Raw genomic sequence first — 17,381 nt, forward strand, 5'->3', positions numbered from 1 at the left:
ACTTCAACGCGCTGACGCCAATGATGGTGGCGGCATAATCGAGGCGGAAATCCACTTAGCGAAACGCCCGAAACTGTTCAAACAAACTGAGCCACCTCTATCGACGCGCTTGCACTAGCGGTTCGACCCGGACGTGGCCTGGAGCAAATCCTGTCTATCCTCGAGGTTCTAGGTAAACAGGCGCGTGCGTCCAGCAAGTCTGATGATGACGGCGAAGAACTGGGCTCTCGGCGTGTCGGTGACCGGTCAGGGCGAGCAAAGGTCAAGGGTCTCCGTTCAGATGGTGACAGCGATGATCCTTCCGGCACCCTGGATGGTATCGACATCGTTCAGCCCGAAAAGCTCGTGGAGACCTCCGATGAAGAGCCGAGCGTGGTTGCCGATCTGGGTCAGACTGCCGTCGACCGCAATCTCGTAGGTCAGCTCCGTGTCGAAACACTATCTGGTTACGGCGAGGCGCGGGAATGGGCCCTCGACCTGAAGACAGACCTTTCGCTCTGGCGCGAGGGCGAACTGGCCTGGAATGAGATGAGTACGAAAATCATCCTGTCCGGGCCGCCCGGTACCGGCAAGACAACCTATGCCCGCGCTCTATGCAACACGTTGCAGGTGCCGCTGCTCGTAACGTCCGTAGCGTCATGGCTTGAGCCGGGTTACCTTGGCGATGTTCTCAAGCGCATGACCAGGGATTTCGAATTGGCGCGCAAAAACGCACCAGTCATTTTGTTTATCGATGAGATCGACAACATCGGAAGTCGCTTTGGTGGAAACCGAGAGCAGCACGACGACTATTGGCGGTCTCTAATCAATCGTCTGCTCGAACTTCTCGACGGAACCAGCAAGACCGACGGCGTCATCGTCGTGGCAGCGACGAACCTTCCCGAGAAGATTGATCCAGCCCTTCTCAGGTCAGGCCGATTGGAAAAACACGTCGCGATCCCCATGCCGGATACGGAGGGTTTGATCGACATCCTGGCCTATCATCTTGGCGCTGACCTTAGGAACGTGTTGTCCACCGCGCCATTAATCGGAACGAATGGGGGGTTGCTGCGCGGGGACCTTATTGAAGGTGGTGGCAGCGCGGTTAACTCGATCATTTCTGGAGCAACCAAAGATGTCTGAAGCGATCCATACAATCGGGACTGAGCAGCGATCCCTCCTTCAGCGCCTTGCACTCTTGGCGACGGGCAGTACCGGAGCCGATATCGAGCGGCTTGTTCGTGGTGTCCGACGCAAAAGCAGACGGCAACGACGGCCATTGACCTTTATCGATATCGAGCAAGCTTTGCTCGCCGGTCAGCCACGACTATCTGATGATTTGCGGTGGCGCATCGCCATTCATGAGGTCGGTCATGCAATCGCCTTCTCGAACACAGGCATCGCCGAGGTCATGACCGTCAGCATCGGGATCGCTGGAATGGGGCAGGTCATCAGTCGCCAGCATCAACACCTTGAACAAACCGAAGATTGGTTGATGCGTAAGGTGGCCTGCATGCTTGCAGGACGAACGGCGGAGCTGCTGATCTTTGGCGACACAGTTGCTGGCGCGGGTGGCTATGACGATAGCGACCTCGCCATGGCAACCGACCACGCAGTAGCTGCCGAGACCCGGCTCGGGTTCTCGAATGAACAACCCCTTCTGTACCGGTCGGCGGCTGTCACCATCAACGAGCTAAGCCTCGACCGGCATCTGGCGGATCGCGTCAATGCCCGGCTGGTAGCCGCCGAAGCGATAGCCCGAGACCTGCTGGAAAGCCAACGCAAAGCTTTGATCACCATCGCCGAGCGGCTGAAGGGTGTAGGGGTGATGACCGGCGAGGAGTTCAGGAGGCTTCTGGGGACAAACAACCGACCCGAAAACTGACGATAATATTCGGACTGGCACCGAAACCACGATTCCTACCGGCGCCACTCCGATTCCCAATTCCCGAATCCCGACTCCGAAATCGCAGAGATCGATTCCCATTGAGGAAATTGCGATTCTAGCGCGTGCCGCGACAGCGTTTGGCGGGTTGGGTAACCCGCCGTTTCGATGCGTTATCCCGATCTGGCGGCAAGTGGTTTTACGTTCACGCACTTCGGCTCACGCCAGATGAAAGTATGGATACCGTCTTCTACGTTTCAGGCAATTTGAAACACATCATCTCAATTTACCCTTCCGCGATTCATAACCCAGTTTCGTCGTTCCCAATGTCTCGATCACCGATTCCGTTGCAAACCGGCTTTGCGCAGCGACGGTTGGCGGGTTGGCGATCCAGCCATACCATCCGGAATGCCAACGTCGGCGGCTAAGCTTGTTTCTTGCACAGCCGGTAGCGACGCTGAGCTCCAAACCAAGGAGACAATGCAATGGCAAGGAAATCGAAGAAGCAGCGCAACGCGGATCAGGTAGTGCGACAGCAGAGAGTTAGAGACGAGGCCAAGGCCCGACGCCGACCGTCTCGGGATGATCTAGCCAGGATGCTTTTATGGCAAATGATCGTCGCAGCTCAACGCCGGAAAGATGCCCGGCTCGCTTTGAACAAGCTGTCCGAGGCTATCGTCTCAGACCTCGAACGCCAAGGCTTCGATGTCAAAGAAAGCGAGGACGTTTTCGAGGACCTGGCCGATCGGTACTCCGATGGTCTGTTTCCGTTTCGGCCGAAATGGCATCTCGTTTCTCTGCGAGCTTAAAGGAAGTATTGATAATTGAGCGTTGTTGGATTCATTTCGTGTACAACATAAAAATTAACACGTGGCTTTGCAAACGAAGTTCTTTAATTCCCAGCGTACTCTCCCCATTACTTCTTATCACGACGTTTGCAGGGGAATCGAAATGATGAATTAAAGTTTAACTAGCATCGTTCTGATGAAGTTTAAGTGTTGCAGGAGATTCAACCAACAGTTATCAACAGTCGGGGAAAGTTAGGGGGAAGCATGAGTACCGATGTTGAAGCGGCGCGTCAGTTAGATCGCCATATCCGTGCGCCACGACAGATTTGGCTTACCGGTGCTGGTATCAGCTACGATGCTGGGTTACCGTTGATGTATCCGCTCACTGACCGTGTTTTTCATCTCCTCGAAAAAAACGCAGAGAGTGCAGAGGCCTTCAAACTGGTCAAAGCGGTGAGAGCCGATCTTCCTGACGACTTCCACATTGAACATGTTCTCAGTCACTTCGGTGATTTGGTAGCGCTTGCCGAGCGTGCAAAAGGTGCATCGGCCTTCGTGGATGGCGAGCGGGTGCCAAAAGCAAAACTGCAGGCGGCGCACCATACGATTCTACGGCACATCCGAGACGTGTTGCGTTGGGGCTACATTCCTGCTTCTGGGACATCCGCCGAACAGGAAGGCAAACCTGGAAATCCGATGGTTCGGATCGAGCATCACCGCCGTTTCATTCGAGCACTATACAAAATCAATCGCGCCGGCCTTGATGAGCGCCGAGAGGCGATCCAGTTCGTCACAACGAATTACGACACTCTTCTCGAGGATGCTCTGGCGCTCGAGCTCGTTCCCTACATTGATGGGTTTTCGGGCGGTGCTATAGCCGGGTGGGACGAGCAGTCTCTTAGCCTCGCGGCCAGCGCTAAAGCTGTGATAACCAAGCTTCACGGATCAATTGACTGGTACAGGAGTGGTCAGGAGAACGGGCGCGTTTTCAGAGTTCGCCATGACGACGCCTATCCCGATCGCTCTGACAACAATGGCAACGTAGTCATTTATCCGCAGTCGACGAAATACATGGCATCGCGTGAAGACCCATTTGGCTTTCTGTTTCAACGTTTTCGCGGTCTTCTGTCTGCAGAAAGGCAGCAAGTCCTCTTCGTGTGCGGATATTCGTTTGGTGACGATCACATTGATGCAATCATCGAACATCAGTTGCTCCACGTTGACAGCAAGACGACCCTTGTAGCGCTCTCCAAAAGCCGCTCCGCCAAGCTGAAGGCTTGGGGAGAAAGCAGTGCGGGTGAAAGGGTATTCGTTCTCGCGGAAGACGGCCTCTTTCGGGGGAGTGCCGGACCATTCTTCCCACCCACGTCCGGTATCGTCCGCGATTGGTGGAGCTTTGGAGGAACCACGTCATTACTTGAGAACGGCTTGCCGACCGATATTGCTGAGGCGATCGAATGAGCGACTTTGATCTTGATCCCAATCTTCAGATTGGCACCGTTTTTGAAACCTCTGGTACGACGTTGAAGATATCCCTTCGGCGTAGCTTAACTGAGCTCGTTCAAACCCACGGCGGAACGGTATACTCCGTCGGTCAGATTGGCAGCCTGATCAAGCTGCATATGGGACGAACCGTCCTCTTCGCCATGGTGCGGCTCCTTCGGTTGCAGACCGAGGAGGAGGCTGCAGCGCAAGGGGCGGCCGAAGCTATGGATCGTCGAGTACTTGAGGCCGATCTTTTTGGAGAGGCGCGTTGGCAAAGGGCGGATGAGATTCTGTCATTTGATAGGGGTGTACGCAATTCGCCACTCCCGTTGCAAGCGGCATACCTTGTTACCTCTTCTGAGACACGCCGCCTGTATACCGCAATTGAAAAGCACGGCGGCGAGGGTCCTGATCGTTTCATCAGCTTCGGTGGTTACGTCGGAGCTGAAGGCGTCGCGTGTCACGCCGACATGGATAAACTCTTCGGGCAACATCTAGCGGTTCTGGGTTCTACCGGCTCAGGCAAATCCACAGCAGTCGCTGCGATACTTCATGCGGTCCTCGACCACAAAGCTGCCGAAGGCGGACAAGCCTGTGCTCCTAGAGTGATCATTATCGATCCTCACGGAGAATATGGTGCGGCGTTCGGTGATAAAGCCATTGTCTATCGTGCATACGACGATGCCGATGAGGGGGCTGCAGGCACTCGTCAAATCAAGCTACCCTACTGGCTTATGTCCAGCGATGAATTCCGGCGCATGGTTGTCGGAAAGGGAGAATTTGAAGCAACCTCGCAAGCAAACGTGGTCTACAAAGCGTTGTCGCATGCGCGCATGCATATGCTTGACCTCGTTACTGCCGCCAGTGATACCAATCGCAAAGCAGATGCTATGGGCCACCCTGATGTGCCCAGGCCCGCAGAAGATGTGGACCCCGCCAGGATCGCTGAATTCGATAGAGACTGGCCAGTCCCCTTTGATCTGGAAGAGTTCAAACGACATATCGAAATCTGCCAGAATAATCGCAGACAAAATAACTCTTGGCAGCCCGTAACCGATAGCGAGTATCAACAGAAATTTGCGTCAATACTCGATAAGCTATCCGTCTTGCGCTTGGACGCCAGGATTGACTTCTTGATGCGCAACTATGTTGCTGGCGACCCAAGCCTCGCGGATGTCCTTGCACAGTTCGTTGGGGCCGACGCCGAAAAACCCGACGCTCCTATTCGCATCATAGATATCTCTGGCCTTCCGACCGAGGTGGCTGGGCCGTTGACGGCTGCTATAGCTAGGCTACTATTCTCCTACAAGCTTGCGCAGACACGAGAAGAACGGGAGAAGGACCCTATTCTAATCGTGTGCGAAGAAGCTCACCGATATGTCCCCGACCGCGGCGAGGCCCAATATGCCGCCGCGCAAGAGGCAATACGCAGGATCGCTCGTGAGGGCCGGAAATACGGCATGGGCTTGATGCTCGTGTCCCAGCGCCCATCTGATGTTGAGAGCACGGTCCTTTCGCAGTGCAATTCGTGGGTAGTCTTACGTCTGACTAATGGCGGGGACCAAGAGCATGTGAGCCGCTTTCTGCCTGACACAATGGCCGGTCTCATCAAGCTACTTCCGTCGTTACCGCGACGCGAGGCACTATTCGTGGGAGAGGCCGCAGCCCTTCCAGCGAGGATCAAATTGACCCACTTGCCAAAAGAAAAGCGGCCAAACTCCAACGACATTTCTTTTGCTGCAGGTTGGGCAGAAGGATTTCCAAACGCCGAAGCGTTGGGTGTCATCGCTACTCGGATGTCGTCTCGATCGTGAACGTGAAGCGGAAATTATTTCCGCTTCAGAGTGCTCGTGCCACACCTGCGTCTTGAGCGCGCGCCTGAATAGACGTCACCGCTCCATGCCGCTCCCGGAACACTCAGAGTACCGGGAACCGCAGGTCTTCGTCGCGATGAAACCACGCCCCTAAACGTGGTCGAACACATCCTCAAGCTTCGTCGCCTTGACGTATTTGGCCGGATTGTTATCTCTCACCAACGCGCGGAAATGCGCCTCACCACAGGATATCTTCGCCGCCTCTTGATCACGAAGATCGTCGGTGAACAAACTTGCCTTCGTTTCAACAACGAAATACAGCCGCTCCCGTCCATCGACCTCAAGCAACACGGCCCAGTCCGGGTTGTAGGTGCCAAGCGGTGTCGGAATCTTGAACCAGCCCGGAAGCTTCGCATAGACCTTCACGGCATCGTTCTTTTCCATCTGCTCGGCGAAAGTTCGCTCCACGCCCGCAGAGTCGTGAATGACATGCTCGTAAACCGATTTCTGGGTGTTGGTCAGCATGTTCTTCAGATAACCGGTCAGCTCTTCTCGCTCGAACAGTTCCTGAGCGTAGAATTCCTGGTCACCGATCCGCTGGTACTTGATGCCGTCCACCAAGGCCAAGCGCTTCGTGCGATTAATGATATCAGCCGCCAGTTCGATGAAGGCCTGCGGGTTTCTCTTGAAGTCCGAAAGCCGGCCGCTTTCGATCAGGATCGTCACGAGGCTGCGCCGCGTGAGCTGTGTCCGGTCCTGGAGATCGGTCAACAGGTCGGGCAGTACGATGTCGCCTTCGTCGATGGCAATAGGTCCAGAACTCGACGTCTCCTTGGCAAGCACGCCGCCCTGACCGATCGCGAGATCGGCCTTCCGTACGGTCACACGCGCCTTTGCGATCGGTGGCCCATTGGCTATATTGCGCGCGCAATCAGCAATGAGTTTCTCATTGTCGAATTCCACCCGGTAGGTCGTCGTATGCTTGATCCGATCCCACAGTGCACGGAACTCCTCGCTGTGAAAAACCTCCTTACGAATGGCCACCGGCTTGCGCTCGTCGGCATTCTTGACTTCCAGGCGGCCAGCCACCTTACGCAAGATACCTGTGACGGCAGGGAGATATGGCTCCAGGCCGGCCGGCAGCGCAAGGGTCCCAGTCTTGATGGCGGTTTTCAGGCTATCCTGCACTTTGCCGCTTCGGTCGATAAAGTCCAAAGCACGTAGGTGGCGATAGATGTCCGAGGAGCGTTCATATCCTAACACCTCCGGCACACCAGCGTCGTAGGCTGCGCCTTCCTCTTCCATCCCCGGTCCCTGTGAAGGCTTATCGGCGACAACAGGGATATTCGCGAACAGATGCTCCTCGACGATCCCGAAGCGGATACCTGTATCTGCCTCGATCTCCTTCTGAAGATTTTCGGCAAAGGCCTCGTAACTTTCGGTGGCAATCACCGTCAGGGTGTTCACCTCAAAGCCCCGCAGCCGCTCGCCTTGCTGGTTGACGCAGAGCCGGAGACCGCGCCCGATCGTCTGCCGGCGCTCCCGCTCAGTGCCCATTTCGCGCAGCGCACAAATCTGGAAGACATTGGGGTTATCCCAGCCTTCTTTGAGAGCCGAGTGCGAAAAGATGAACTTGAGCTTGGTGTCGAAGCTGAGCAGCTTCTCCTTTTCCTTCATAATCAGGTTATAGGCACGCTCCGCGCTGTCCCGGTTGGCCTGGTTGTTTTCAGCCGTATCGGTCCAGCGCTTGTTTCTATCGATGGAGAAGTAGCCGTCATGCACCTCCTGGGCGTCAGAGGTGACGTCCACCTCCTTGAACAGGCTCACGAACTCGGGGAGTTTGGCCGCGCGGCGGTACTCTTCCTCGAAGATCGCCGCATATTTGCCCTTAACCGCATTTCCGTTGTCATCGTAGGAGCGGTAGTGCTCGACGGAATCGATGAAGAACAGGCTGAGGACCTTGATCCCAAGAGGCGCGAGCCGCTTTTCCTTCTCCAGATGCTCCTGAATGGTGCGGCGGATCATCAATCGCTTGATCGCATCGGCATCCACATCACCGATTGCTTGGCCTGGCTCCAGGAAAGTCTCTGAACCCGCCGTTTTGACCTCGAGAAAGGACGCGGCGCCCGAAATGCGGATTTCGCCGATACGGCAATCCTTGTAGATCGCGCGGCCGGTTACCTCTTCTATGTCGTCACCGTCGTGAACGGTGATTTCTTCGCGTTGAACGCGACCGCTCCGCTGAACGTCAACTTCAACCCGCGCAGAAATTGTTCCCCTCACATTGCGGGCGGACAAGAACCGCAGATACGCTCTGTTATGACCACCCTCGACTTCAAGCGAAGCGACCTCGATCTGCTTCACCAGCTTACGGTCATAGGCATCGACGGCGTCAAGCCGATAAACCATGTGATGCTTGTTCACGTGGGTTGCAGAATAGCGCAAGGTGCAGAGCGGGTTCATGGCGTCGAGCGCCTGCTTGCCGCGGCCTTGAAGGCCACCGTCAACGCTCTGGGGTTCATCGACGATGATGATCGGGCGCGTAGCGCGGATCAGGTCGATCGGTGCTTCACCGCCGGTCTTCTCGCTGTCCTTGTAAAGGTTGTTTACCTCCTGCTTGTTGATGGCACCGACCGTGACCACCATTATTTGAATGGTCGGACTGGTCGCGAAATTGCGCACCTGGCCAAGCTTGGACGAGTCGTAGAGGAAATAGTCGTAAGGCTGCCCCGAATAGAGCGCCTTGAAATGGTCCTCGGTGATCTGGAGGGTCTTGTTGACGCCTTCCTTAATGGCGACCGACGGCACGACGATCACGAACTTAGTAAAGCCGAACTGCTTGTTCAATTCGAAGATCGTCCGGAGATAGACGTAAGTCTTACCCGTTCCGGTCTCCATTTCCACGGTGAAATCGCCAGATGTCAACGACCCAGACGGAGCCAGCCCGTTGCGGAGCTGGATGTCCTTGAGGTTGGACATGATTTCGTCGTCGAGCAGCGTCAGCCGGTTACCGATGCCAAGCGCATTCTCGACAAAGCCTAGTTCCCCCTGCACGCCGCCAGCCGAGCGGCGTGTCACGGTAAATTCGGTGCGGTTTATCTCCTGCCCACGAAACAGCTGGCACACCGCCTCGACCGCCGCCTTCTGGTAGTCGAGGTCGGATTCAAAATGAAGCTTCATACCGCCCTCCCTTACAGACTGCGCACGTCGAGAATGCCGTTCTGATTGAGGATCGCTGCCATATTGGTTTTGGCAACATCGTCGGAAAAGCCAGAGTCCTTGAAGACGATCCGGGTTTCAACAGCCGGGGCAAGCTCCTTCCACCATGCGACGATACCTGCCGCAAGGCTTTCAACGACATCCTTGGTGAGACCATCTGCAAGGCAGGCGATCAACGCGCCGCCGCCAATGGCGTGAACAGCCTTTCCTCCAATCTGCCGCGTCTCGATGGGGACGCACAGTTCGAGACCGAGCTTGAGCAGAAGTTCATACAGTATATCGTGCTCGGTACGCCCCGGAACAATATGCTCGGCATTGGCGAGTAAGGTCCCTTCGAGATCGGACGATACCGGCTGCCAGGTACGTATATTTGACTGTGCAAGCTTATAAACGCGGAAGCCTAGATCGCCGACGAGCGTCTGCTCATCCTGCTTAATGCGCGCGCTCACTCGCCGTAGCCGTTCCTTCGTCAATTCCGCTATATTTCTTGGTCTACCGAGCTTGTCGCAAAAACTGGCCGCACCTTTTTGTTGTTTATCCTCGACGTCAAGTTCCTCGGGAAGCTGAACCAGAACGAACTTTCGTTTCACACCATCGCGATTGAGTTCCCATAAGGCGCGGCCACTCGATGCCGATCCCGCGAAAAAATCGATGACCGTATCACCATCCGACTTGAGCAAATATGGGAAGAAAGAATTGAGGAGCCGAACTGGCTTCGGGTTCGTGAAAACTTTGACCTCGTCCGGAAAGTCTTCTTTGAGATCATATGCTCCAAGGCGGCCGTCGAGCTCCAGAAGACTGGAGAGCTTTTCCTGGAATTCAGAAGCATAGACTTTTAACTCAATGATCTTTGTTTCGTCATCTCCAAACAAGATTCGACCTTGCCTGAGAAGCTCGTCCATTGTTTCCTTTGGAAACCGATACCCCATCAACGGTTGTTTGCAGGGCTTCGTGGTCGTGGGGTGCAAAACGTCGTACCGATAACCCTCTTTGCCAGGGTTATGAACGCTCTGGCTTCCGGTATAAACGCCCCCCTCGTCGATGTATTTGTAACGGTCAAGTGGCCACAATCCTGCTTTGTGTTCCCTAAACCATTTGTCGTACGCCGCGCTGAGCTGCTCACCCTTCAACCTGCTTGTTAGCTCATCACCGATCTTAACAAGTACTTTCTTCACGTCTGATGCGGCAGACTTCCATTCTTTTTCAATGTCTTCCTTCGATCTTGCCACAAACAGCAGATATTCATGCTCGGTTGCAACGTTCGTCGGATTGTTGTCGGTGGCATTTTTCCAGACCACGACGCCAACTGTGTTCTCTTCGCCGAAAATCTCGTTACAGAGTGCGCGTAGATTGCTGAGTTCGCGGTCATCGATTGAGATGACAATGACACCATTGCGAGCCAACAGAGTGCGTGCCAGCTTGAGGCGCGGATACATCATTGAAAGCCAATCGGTGTGAAAACGTCCTGAACTTTCCGTGTTAGACGTCGCCTTCCGTCCCTCACTGTCTGTCTGTCCGGTCAGGCTCAGGTAGTTCTTTATGCTGTCTTGGAAGTTGTCGGGGTAAATGAAATCTTTGCCCGTGTTATATGGGGGATCGATATAGATGAGCTTTATTTTACCGGCATAGCTTTTCTGCAGAAGCTTCAGGACTTCGAGGTTGTCGCCCTCGATCATTAGGTTTTGGGTCGTATCCCAATCAACGCTTTCGTCAGGACAGGCTAACAAGGTGCCCGTGGAGGGAGTTAATGCGATCTGCCGAGCCTGGCGCTTGCCATGCCAATTCAGTCCATACTTCTCTTCACGTTCATCAAGCGCACCACCAAGCAATTGCTTGAGAATATCGAAGTCGACTTTGCCCTCACGGAAGGCGTCCGGAAAGACGGCCTTCAAAGCGGTGATGTTGTCAGAGACGATATCGGCACTCTTGGTTTCAGGATCGTTGAGTTCGAGCTTCTTCATTACACATCCATTTCGTTCGGGTTCCAACAGCGGCCTCAGGCCGCCTGTTGTCCGAGCATTTTCTTTTTGACGTAGTCCTTGAACGCCGCGGCGCTGGTGAAACAGCGAAATCCTGCCGCACTCGCAAGGGCAATTGTCTCCTCGTTTTCGTTCAGTAACACGGCGACCGGTTCTGACAACTCCTCCTGGAGACCGTTCGGCCAGACGAGATCGAAAACGGCGATCTGATCGCCAGTCTCCGGGTTTGAATGGTCATAGCCGATGACGCCATTGGCAAACCCTTGCTCGACCGCCCAATCATTGATTGCCTGCAATTCCGCCTCTTCATCGGCGCTGGAGATGCCGCCGGCCGCTGCCGTCGTGGAAATCGCCGACATCCGGGCCGGTTCGGCAATCCATCGGTCATCGCCATGCAGCAGCGAGGCAAACCGCTTGTTTGCCTCGGCCGCCAGCAATTCCTTTCTGGCTTCGAGGAAGTCGGCATAACGGTCAATCTTCCACAGGGACTCGTCCATCGGAATCCACTGCGACGCCAGAGCGCCCGGATGCTTAGATTCGATTTTTGGGAAATAGACCTCAGGCAATGTGTCACGGATGTTGAGATTAGTATCCTTGGTCAGGAAGCAGAAATTGGCAATCGCGTTCACCTGGGACCGTGGGACCTTCTGCTTGTAGAGCTGGGCCTTCGGGAAGATGTGGTGCACTTCAAGCGCATTCATTTTCCCCAGCAACCCGGACTTCAATTCGATGCCAGTCCCCCAGTCCCTGGACGCTCCCATGCGGGTTAGCATGTAAAGAACGGGGTAGAAGCGCGCTCCAAGGCTCCATCCGGTGAAATGGCCTTTTTCGACCCGTAAGCCACCATGCCAAAGCCGCAACTGCTCCAGGAGCTTGTCGAGACCGCCGTTTGGACCTTCCAGCGCCTCAAGGTCCTTATCCAGGAAGGATTCGGTCGAACCTGAGTAACGGCCCCACATTCCAGCCTGCGCAAACCAGAACAGTAGTTTATCGCGTTCGATCTCATCGAGTGCACCGCCCTTTTGATCCAGGTAGCGCACGATCACGGGAACGGCAAAACGACCGAAAAATACCCGCGAATGGTCAAGTCCTAGCCTCCCGGAAATAAGATTGAGGCATGCGTCGATCCGCTTAGTGGCACGCTTGAGGCCGTCCTGAATATCGGTGGCAGACTGATTGTGCAGGTAAAGGAATTTGGCCTCACCGGTCAGCGCGGTATTGATCGATCGCAGGAGCCAGTCGAGGTTGAAGTTGTAGCCCGCTTGGTTCCAGGCCTTCAGCTTGCCCTTCATCTCGGCGCGGGCGTCAGGCCACTCCGCGCAGATTTTTGCCAGCGCCAGATCGCCCTTGGAGAGCTTGGTGCCGCCGCTATTCACCTTGTTGAAGATGTCCACGACCACGTCGAGCGTCTTGTCCACGCCGGTCACCTCTTCTTCATGCAGGTTGATATCCAGGATACGGAGAAGACCACTCAGTCGGCCATAGTATTCGGTCTGCATCTTCGGCCCCAGCGAGGCGATTATGGGCCCAACACCTGCATTGCCGGACTTCAAGAGTGCCGATACGTCTATCCAAAGAGGGTCTCCCGACATCTTCAACGGCTGGAAGAACTCAAACGTCTCAGAGGCGAGGTTGAAGTACAGGCCGGTGAAGGCCTTTGCGTTGCCGTCGAAGAATGCGGGTGGCTTACCACGCACCACACCGTAGAGAGAGGTGACCCGCTGCTGGCCATCAAGCAACAGCTTCACGATCCCGGAGGCGAGCTGACCGTCTCCACGATATTTTGCTGTCATGGATTCCGTTGCCCAGACCAGGAGCCCGCCTACAGGATGGCATTTGTAAAGCGACGTGAACAAGCCACGTACCTGCTCAGTATTCCAAACATAGCCTCGCTGAAATTCAGGCAAGGCCATATGCCCGCTGTCTATATGGTCCAGAATAGTCGAAATCTTCATAGCTGCTTGCCCCCCATTGCTCGCTTTGCTTCTTCTATGGCGCGTTCTATCGCCTTTATCTTTTGGTTCAAGTCGACACGTTGACTGATCTGCTTCGCCTTTGCCGCCTGCGACCTCAAAAGTGAGTTTTCTTTAGCCAGCCTCTCGTAGTCATCAATCGCCGCTCGGCGGCGGGTAAGCTGGTTTTCGTCTGTCGTTACCGAGAAGGACCCGACCAGGCGGGCCGCGTTCAAGGCCTCAATCCGTGCCACCCATCCATCATAGAGTGCGTACAAGTCCCGTTGCGATTGCCTCGAAAGCGTCAGGCTATCGAGAAAGGCCTTCTCGTTCGATGTCGGCGTCGTCGGATCGGATAGGCGTGTGTAGGTATCTCTGTCAACGACGACCTTGGCCACTTCGTTCTGAGCACGCCGCTTATGGGCGACGGACACGTCGATCCCTTGATCATCAGCGGTGATCAACACAACCGGATAAGGGATGGCGCGATGAATGAGCTCGATAAGTCGGCTCGTTTTAGCCCCCGCTCGGAAAGCACAGCCAATGACGGCAATTTCGACATATTCGCGTACGTCGTCGGCAAAGGTTGGCACGCCGACAGTTCCGGGCTTGCATGCCGCAACCCACAGCAGCTCATCAATGCCATCCTGAATGGCGCGCTTGTCGGTCGAAGTGGGTGCGCCTTGTTCAATGAGCATTTTCTTAGGGACACGAATATCAACGCGCGCATTCGCGGGTAACCCGAGAGCGTCAACGACAGCATTGATGCATGCTGCTGCGTTCATTCCGCGCTCGTTTCCGGAAGGATCACGAGGAATGCCACGACCTCGAAATCGTTGATGCCGGCGAACTCCCCTTTGAGCGCATGCGTACCACCTGGAGAGAAAAGGCTTGCGACTGCACGTTCCTCGTTCTTTCCCGCAATCGAGGCGACGGCGCGCGCCAGGAGCTTTTGATAGGGCTCCATGTCCCGCCCGAAGCGGGTGGACTTATCGAACCGGCCACAGGCTTGCGCGTCAGGTAGATCGCGTCCGATGGAAACCTTCTTGAGGCGGTCAAGGACCTGCTTCGCTCGGGTGTAGGGCAAAAGCGCCTCTCCCTCATCGCTAACATGGACAACGAAGTGCGGCTTCAGAGGATAGCCCGGTTCAGCCAACCGTTCCGCAGCTTCGCTGACAGCGCGCAGGCAGAAAATGACCCCCGGCGAGATGACGTTTTCGGCACTGACGAACTCGTCCTCAGGCGGTGAAACCACGGCATATGTGCCAAGTGGCAATACCTCGAGCTGCTCACGGTGATCGCGCAGATAACCTGCGAGGTCGATGCGAAAATCATTGAGCGTGAGGTCGGCAATGGAGACGCCGCTGGACAGGTCTTCGAGATCGATCACGGAGTCCTGCATTTTCTGCAACTGAGCGCGGCGGTATTCTAGGTCGTTCATCTGATTGCCCGCCTGAAACTCGATGACGTTTTCCTCACCGGTTGCGGACACATCCAGAAGGACCATGCGCCCACTCACTCTCGATTCCAGATCGAGGTATTCGTCGAGCTCGATGTTGGGCCAGAAGTTGACCAGCTGAATGCGCTGGTTCGTCGAGCCGATACGGTCGACGCGCCCAAAGCGCTGAATGATGCGCACAGGATTCCAATGGATGTCGTAGTTAACGAGGAAATCGCAATCCTGAAGGTTCTGGCCTTCCGATATACAATCCGTGCCGATCAGGAGATCAATCTCACCCTCAACAGCTAGTTCCGGTGGACGTTCCTTTGACCGTGGCGAGAACGCACTGAGGATGGAGCTCATGTCCGAGCGAAGGCTCTGAAGCGTAGTCTTGTTTGCGCCAGTACCGGTTACCACGGCGGCGTGAATTCCAAGTGTCGCGCGCGCCCATTCCGCGAGCTCGCGGTAGAGGTAGTCAGCGGTGTCCGCGAAGGCAGTGAACAGCAGTATTTTCCGGTTTTCGCTGTTGATCGGTGCTTGCACTTTCTGGGTGATCAGCTCCTTCAGCGCCGATAGCTTGGCGTCGCGATCTGCGGACACAGAGCGGGCAGCCGATAGAAGTGTCGCCAAGCGGTTCCTGTCTTCAATGAGGTCCTGCTGCCAGCGGACCCGATCGACGTCCTGCAAGAGAACCTTGACCTTCCGGCCGACAAGTAGCGTCTCGAAAGCAGGGTCGTCGATATCCACATCGTCGATCGCAAGCTCATCGATGGATTCGTCATGGGCCTCGATTTTGGCAATCAACGCATTCACATCGTCGAGCTGACGTTTGATCGTGAGAGCAAAGGAGGCCACCGAGCTCTCCATCCGTTTCAGCAGATTGACGCGCATCAGGTGGATAAGGCTTTCCTCTCGGTCGGCCTGACGAAAATAGCTCTCGCCTCCGCGAATCTTGGTGCTGTATTTCGCGTCGTAGGCCTCTTGCTTTTCGAGCACGACGTAACGCAACGGCGCATAGGCCCCGAGCGTCAGTCGCCTGATCTCATTGTTGATCTCGCGGATCGGACGGAACTCGCCAGCAAGGTCTACATCTGCCTTGACGTTGATCGGCTGCAAGCGATCGGGGAAGTGGCCTGTTTCAGCGGTCCCATAGTAGCGCTGCACGTGTTTTCGGGATCGTGCGATGGTGAGCATGTCCAGGAGCTTGAAGTAGTCAAAGCCCAGCATGTCCATCAGGCGCGATGTGCGACGCTCGCCGTCGGGCAGGTCGAGCCACCTGTTAAACTGTGCCTGCGCCTTACGGATGGTTGCTTCAATGCTTCGGATACCGTGGTCGATCAGGGCGATGTCACTGCCTTCGGTCATGAAGGCGATCTGGTTTTTCAAGTCTGCAAGCCTGTTATTAACGGGCGTTGCCGACAGCATCAGGACCTTGGTTTTGACCCCCGCCTTGATCACGCGCTTCATCAGGTGATCGTACCGCGTGTCGCGGTCCTTGTGGGTCGCCTTGTTCCGGAAGTTATGCGACTCGTCGATCACCACGAGATCGTAATTGCCCCAATTCACGTGTGAAAGATCGATATCGCCCGATGCACCACCATCGCGAGACAAGTCGGTGTGGTTGAGGACGTCGTAATTGAAACGGTCGTTCGCCAAGCTATTTCGGCGATCGTTGGCCTTATAAAGGGTCCAGTTATCGCGTAGCCGCTTGGGGCAGAGTACCAAGACGCGATCATTGCGGAGCTCGTAGTACTTGATCACTGCGAGCGCTTCGAAGGTCTTACCCAGGCCCACGCTGTCGGCGATGATACATCCTCCGATGCGCTCAAGTTTGTCGATTGCCCCGACGACACCATCCCTTTGGAATTTGAAGAGCTTCTTCCAGACGGTCGTGTTCCTGATACCGGTAGCGGATTTGACGATGCGCTCCTCATCAAGCTCGTCGCCCAAATCCTTGAACATCTCGAAGAGGAACTTGAAGTAGATGAGTGAGGGCGGGCGCTGAGATGCAGCGTCGGCCAAAACGCGTTCGAGGTCATCGGCATCAGGTCTGCCCGGCACAGTGTCCCAGGCGGTTTGGAACCAGGATGAGAAAGCCGCAGTTTCATGGTCCGTGGATGTTGTCTGCACGAGGCCCAGCCTGCTTCCAGGCGTTATTCCTAACCCTTCCGTTGTCAGCGAACATGAACCGATCGCGGCCCTGCTGAGGCTAGCGTTGCGGACGATGGCCATAGACTGAGGTAGTTTATCAGCATATCGGAGCTGGACATGACGACCAAGCCAATCAAGGGTGGATTTGGCGTGCCATCGACCCTGGAGCTTGTTCCGATAGCCAATGTCCGAATGACCACCGAACAACAAGGGGGGTAGGGAAGCCCGGTCTTCTACCAATAATCTTACTGAGTCTGCCCTTTTCAAAAGTTCGCGGACTTCAGCGAAGGCATGTAGCGAAAGGCTAGGGGACATGATGTCGACTGCCGACTCGGCCTTCAGCCACTCTCCTAGCTTGTCGAGAACTCGCTCGCGGCCAGTATTCTTGATTAAGTCCATAGTCAGTCCCGGCTGGCTAGAGCTGTTGGAGACGCTGGCGTCTCCGTAAATTTCGGCCAGGTCATTTCATTCATTATCGCAATGCTTGTAAATAAATATTTCATCTCTGTTCCTGTCGATAAGCCCAGTTGCCATTCAAAATCGACGCGGAAGGACTGCCTACATTCTTTGAATTATAACTAAAGTGCGCTCCAACTCGGTTACTCCAATAAGGTGTTTAAATTCTCAGAAAGCCATCGATCTCTTTACGTAACCCAAGTGGTGACGCGTAATTGTGGGACATTGGTTG

General features: G+C 55.2%; 10 protein-coding genes. 5 read left to right on the forward strand and 5 right to left on the reverse strand.

What is annotated here, in order from left to right; genetic code table 11:
- Positions 1-345: 345 nt before the first annotated feature.
- From G6L28_RS19950 to G6L28_RS19970, 5 genes are all read left to right on the forward strand, one after another.
- Entirely contained in the window at positions 346-1,122 is a 777-nt protein-coding gene (locus G6L28_RS19950) for an AAA family ATPase (protein WP_174065848.1), read from the forward strand.
- Positions 1,115-1,864, forward strand: coding sequence for a hypothetical protein (locus G6L28_RS19955; RefSeq protein WP_174065850.1), 750 nt, complete (start codon positions 1,115-1,117; stop codon positions 1,862-1,864). Before G6L28_RS19950 ends, G6L28_RS19955 begins: the two co-directional genes overlap by 8 nt.
- Before the next feature lie 485 nt (positions 1,865-2,349).
- Positions 2,350-2,673, forward strand: a complete 324-nt coding sequence (locus tag G6L28_RS19960) for a hypothetical protein (protein WP_174065851.1) — start codon at positions 2,350-2,352, stop codon at positions 2,671-2,673.
- A gap of 243 nt (positions 2,674-2,916) precedes the next feature.
- Entirely contained in the window at positions 2,917-4,113 is a 1,197-nt protein-coding gene (locus tag G6L28_RS19965; RefSeq protein WP_174065852.1) for an SIR2 family protein, read from the forward strand.
- On the forward strand, positions 4,110-5,951 hold the full coding sequence (locus G6L28_RS19970) for an ATP-binding protein (RefSeq protein WP_174065853.1): 1,842 nt from the start codon (positions 4,110-4,112) through the stop codon (positions 5,949-5,951). Before G6L28_RS19965 ends, G6L28_RS19970 begins: the two co-directional genes overlap by 4 nt.
- A 150-nt stretch (positions 5,952-6,101) precedes the next feature.
- Here the strand turns inward: G6L28_RS19970 and G6L28_RS19975 are convergent, their stop codons facing one another.
- From G6L28_RS19975 to G6L28_RS19995, 5 genes are read right to left on the reverse strand one after another with little or no spacing between them, the layout of a single operon-like run.
- Positions 6,102-9,131, reverse strand: coding sequence for a type III restriction-modification system endonuclease (locus tag G6L28_RS19975; RefSeq protein ID WP_174065855.1), 3,030 nt, complete (start codon positions 9,129-9,131; stop codon positions 6,102-6,104).
- An 11-nt stretch (positions 9,132-9,142) separates the two neighbouring features.
- A complete protein-coding gene (locus G6L28_RS19980; protein WP_174065856.1) occupies positions 9,143-11,131 on the reverse strand; it encodes a site-specific DNA-methyltransferase in 1,989 nt (662 codons plus the stop codon).
- Between the two features lie 35 nt (positions 11,132-11,166).
- Positions 11,167-13,104, reverse strand: coding sequence for a GmrSD restriction endonuclease domain-containing protein (locus tag G6L28_RS19985; RefSeq protein WP_174065857.1), 1,938 nt, complete (start codon positions 13,102-13,104; stop codon positions 11,167-11,169).
- Positions 13,101-13,886 carry a DUF4391 domain-containing protein gene (locus G6L28_RS19990; protein ID WP_174065858.1) on the reverse strand — a complete coding sequence of 262 codons (786 nt, stop codon included), beginning with the start codon at positions 13,884-13,886 and terminating at the stop codon, positions 13,101-13,103. The genes G6L28_RS19985 and G6L28_RS19990 overlap by 4 nt, the downstream gene beginning before the upstream one ends.
- Entirely contained in the window at positions 13,883-16,672 is a 2,790-nt protein-coding gene (locus G6L28_RS19995) for a DEAD/DEAH box helicase (RefSeq protein ID WP_337795785.1), read from the reverse strand. Before G6L28_RS19995 ends, G6L28_RS19990 begins: the two co-directional genes overlap by 4 nt.
- Positions 16,673-17,381 lie beyond the last annotated feature (709 nt).

The organism is Agrobacterium larrymoorei (assembly GCF_013322225.1).
Taxonomy (GTDB): domain Bacteria; phylum Pseudomonadota; class Alphaproteobacteria; order Rhizobiales; family Rhizobiaceae; genus Agrobacterium; species Agrobacterium larrymoorei_A.

Bases quoted from the DNA above. Each gene is read 5' to 3' on its own strand.
- G6L28_RS19970 (WP_174065853.1), top strand. From the start codon at position 4,110: ATGAGCGACTTTGATCTTGATCCCAATCTTCAGATTGGCACCGTTTTT.
- G6L28_RS19955 (WP_174065850.1), top strand. From the start codon at position 1,115: ATGTCTGAAGCGATCCATACAATCGGGACTGAGCAGCGATCCCTCCTT.
- G6L28_RS19960 (WP_174065851.1), top strand. From the start codon at position 2,350: ATGGCAAGGAAATCGAAGAAGCAGCGCAACGCGGATCAGGTAGTGCGA.
- G6L28_RS19990 (WP_174065858.1), bottom strand. From the start codon at position 13,886: ATGAACGCAGCAGCATGCATCAATGCTGTCGTTGACGCTCTCGGGTTA.
- G6L28_RS19965 (WP_174065852.1), top strand. From the start codon at position 2,917: ATGAGTACCGATGTTGAAGCGGCGCGTCAGTTAGATCGCCATATCCGT.
- G6L28_RS19980 (WP_174065856.1), bottom strand. From the start codon at position 11,131: ATGAAGAAGCTCGAACTCAACGATCCTGAAACCAAGAGTGCCGATATC.
- G6L28_RS19975 (WP_174065855.1), bottom strand. From the start codon at position 9,131: ATGAAGCTTCATTTTGAATCCGACCTCGACTACCAGAAGGCGGCGGTC.
- G6L28_RS19985 (WP_174065857.1), bottom strand. From the start codon at position 13,104: ATGAAGATTTCGACTATTCTGGACCATATAGACAGCGGGCATATGGCC.